This window comes from Acinetobacter sp. YH12108, from assembly GCF_013419055.1.
In the GTDB taxonomy this organism is placed as follows: Bacteria; Pseudomonadota; Gammaproteobacteria; order Pseudomonadales; family Moraxellaceae; genus Acinetobacter.
Genome location: NZ_VPAW01000054.1, coordinates 1 through 2,813, shown reverse-complemented (window position 1 = coordinate 2,813; position 2,813 = coordinate 1). Strand labels below are relative to the sequence as shown.

Annotated in this window: 1 rRNA gene; it reads right to left on the bottom strand. The window is 50.9% G+C overall.

Going from position 1 to position 2,813, the window contains the following annotated elements:
- Window positions 1-2,777 (bottom strand): 23S ribosomal RNA (locus FTU46_RS16540); the annotation flags it as partial.
- Window positions 2,778-2,813 lie beyond the last annotated feature (36 nt).

Genomic DNA, 2,813 nt, shown 5'->3' with positions numbered 1-2,813 from the left:
GGGAAATCTTATCTTGAGGTAGGCTTCCCGCTTAGATGCTTTCAGCGGTTATCCCTTCCGAACATAGCTACCCGGCGATGCGACTGGCGTCACAACCGGTACACCAGAGGTTCGTCCACTCTGGTCCTCTCGTACTAGGAGCAGATCCTCTCAAATTTCCAGCGCCCACGGTAGATAGGGACCGAACTGTCTCACGACGTTCTAAACCCAGCTCGCGTACCTCTTTAAATGGCGAACAGCCATACCCTTGGGACCTGCTTCAGCCCCAGGATGAGATGAGCCGACATCGAGGTGCCAAACACCGCCGTCGATATGAACTCTTGGGCGGTATCAGCCTGTTATCCCCAGAGTACCTTTTATCCGTTGAGCGATGGCCCTTCCATACAGAACCACCGGATCACTAAGACCTACTTTCGTACCTGCTCGACTTGTGGGTCTCGCAGTTAAGCGCGCTTTTGCCTTTATACTCTACGCGTGATTTCCGACCACGCTGAGCGCACCTTCGTACTCCTCCGTTACTCTTTAGGAGGAGACCGCCCCAGTCAAACTACCCACCAGACATGGTCCTCGCTCCCGATCAGGGAGCAGAGTTAGAACCTCAATATTACCAGGGTGGTATTTCAAGGACGGCTCCATGGCAACTAGCGTCACCACTTCAAAGCCTCCCACCTATCCTACACAAGTAAGATCAAAGTTCAATGTCAAGCTGCAGTAAAGGTTCACGGGGTCTTTCCGTCTAGCCGCGGGTACACCGCATCTTCACGGCGAATTCGATTTCACTGAGCCTCTGCTGGAGACAGCGCCGCCATCATTATGCCATTCGTGCAGGTCGGAACTTACCCGACAAGGAATTTCGCTACCTTAGGACCGTTATAGTTACGGCCGCCGTTTACTGGGGCTTCGATCAAGAGCTTCGCTTACGCTAACCCCATCAATTAACCTTCCAGCACCGGGCAGGCATCACACCCTATACGTCCACTTTCGTGTTTGCAGAGTGCTATGTTTTTAATAAACAGTTGCAGCGGCCTGGTTTCTGAGGCTGCCAACAGCTCAAGGAGCAAGTCCTATCACCGCCGGCAGCGTACCTTCTCCCGAAGTTACGGTACCATTTTGCCTAGTTCCTTCAGCAGAGTTCTCTCAAGCGCTTTGGTCTACTCGACCTGACCACCTGTGTCGGTTTCGGGTACGATTCCAGTGTAACTGAAGCTTAGAGACTTTTCCTGGAAGTATGGTATCAGCCACTTCACCAGTAAACTGGCTTGCTATCAACTCTCAGCATAGAGCACCCCGGATTTGCCTAAGATGCATGCCTACAGCCTTCCACCTGGACAACCAACGCCAGGCTGACTTAACCTTCTCCGTCCTCTCATCGCATTACACTGAAGTATTGGAATATTAACCAATTTCCCATCGACTACGCCTCTCGGCCTCGCCTTAGGGGTCGACTCACCCAGCCCCGATTAACGTTGGACTGGAACCCTTGGTCTTTCAGCGAACGGGTTTTTCACCCGTTTTGTCGTTACTCACGTCAGCATTCGCACTTCTGATACCTCCAGCAGACTTCTCAATCCACCTTCATCGGCTTACAGAACGCTCCCCTACCACTTGCAATAAATTGCAAATCCGCAGCTTCGGTACATAGTTTTAGCCCCGTTACATCTTCCGCGCAGGCCGACTCGACTAGTGAGCTATTACGCTTTCTTTAAAGGGTGGCTGCTTCTAAGCCAACCTCCTAGCTGTCTATGCCTTCCCACATCGTTTCCCACTTAACTATGATTTAGGGACCTTAGCTGGCGGTCTGGATTGTTTTCCTCTTGACTACGGACGTTAGCACCCGCAGTCTGTCTCCCGGATAGTACTCATTGGTATTCGGAGTTTGCATCGGTTTGGTAAGTCGGGATGACCCCCTAGCCGAAACAGTGCTCTACCCCCAATGGTATTCGTCCGAGGCGCTACCTAAATAGCTTTCGGGGAGAACCAGCTATCACCGAGTTTGATTAGCCTTTCACCCCTATCCACAAGTCATCCCCTGGCTTTTCAACGACAGTGGGTTCGGTCCTCCAGTTAGTGTTACCCAACCTTCAACCTGCTCATGGATAGATCACCCGGTTTCGGGTCTATACCCAGCAACTAAACGCCCTATTAAGACTCGATTTCTCTACGGCTCCCCTATTCGGTTAACCTCGCTACTGAATATAAGTCGCTGACCCATTATACAAAAGGTACGCAGTCACCACACAAAGTGGCTCCCACTGCTTGTATGCATGCGGTTTCAGGATCTATTTCACTCCCCTCACAGGGGTTCTTTTCGCCTTTCCCTCACGGTACTGGTTCACTATCGGTCAGTCAGGAGTATTTAGCCTTAGAGGATGGTCCCCCTATATTCAGACAAGGTTTCACGTGCCTCGCCCTACTCGACATCATCATATCAGCCCTTTCGTGTACAGGACTATCACCCACTATGGTTGCACTTCCCAGAGCATTCCACTAAAACTGATATGACTTAATGGGCTGTTCCCCTTTCGCTCGCCGCTACTGAGGGAATCTCAATTGATTTCTTTTCCTACGGATACTGAGATGTTTCACTTCTCCGCGTTCGCCTCATAAACCTATGTATTCAGTTTATGATACCGACCTTATAGCCGGTGGGTTTCCCCATTCAGACATCTCCGGATCACAGGATATTTGCCGCCTCCCCGGAGCTTTTCGCAGGCTATCACGTCTTTCTTCGCCTCTGACTGCCAAGGCATCCACCACATGCACTTAATTACTTGACTATACAACCCCAAACAGTCGTTCATCCCTACAAGTAG